The sequence below is a fragment of the Vibrio sp. 1978 genome (assembly GCF_033344345.1).
In genome coordinates, this window is sequence record NZ_JAWPOP010000433.1 from 1 (window position 1) to 722 (window position 722).

General features: G+C 50.1%; 1 protein-coding gene. It reads right to left on the reverse strand.

The genetic code is table 11. The annotated features are described in order from the left end of the window. On the reverse strand, positions 1 to 722 hold a 722-nt coding region (locus R8N49_RS27075), incomplete at both ends, for a signaling recognition particle receptor family protein (protein ID WP_318190443.1).

Sequence of the window (722 nt, forward strand, 5' to 3'; positions counted from 1 at the left end):
ACGTACAATCTTGCGTAGCTCTTCCATTAGGTTGGCTTTGTTTTGTAGACGACCCGCCGTATCGGCGATAACCACATCGACGCCACGCGCTTTTGCCGCTTCAATCGCATCGTAGATAACCGATGCGCTGTCTGCGCCAGTATGCTGCGCGATCACAGGAACATTGTTACGCTCGCCCCACACTTGCAGCTGCTCAACTGCAGCCGCTCGGAAAGTATCGCCAGCCGCTAACATCACTTTCTTGCCTTGGCTTTGGAACTGCTTCGCAAGTTTACCGATGGTGGTGGTTTTACCCACACCATTCACACCAACCATCAAGATGACATAAGGTGTTTTGCTGCTGTCGATCTCTAGAGGCTGTTCTACTTTAGATAGAATCTCCGCCATTTCTTCTTTCAGCAGACCATAAAGGGCTTCGCCATCTTTCAGATCACCTCGAGAGGCTTTTTCTGTCAGGTTGTTGATGATTTTTGTGGTGGTGTCCATACCCACATCGGCAATGAGCAGTTGCTCTTCTAGCTCTTCAAATAGGTCGTCATCGATTTTTTTACCGCTGAACAGACCAAAGAAACCAGCACCAATGTTTGCTTTCGTACGGCTAAGGCTGCGTTTAAGGCGAGCGAAGAAGCTTTCTGTTGGGTTGTCTTGCTCTTGAATACGAGGCGCTTCCGGTTCTTGTGGCGCTTCTGCTTCTGCTTCTGCTTCTGCCTCTGCTGGGGCCG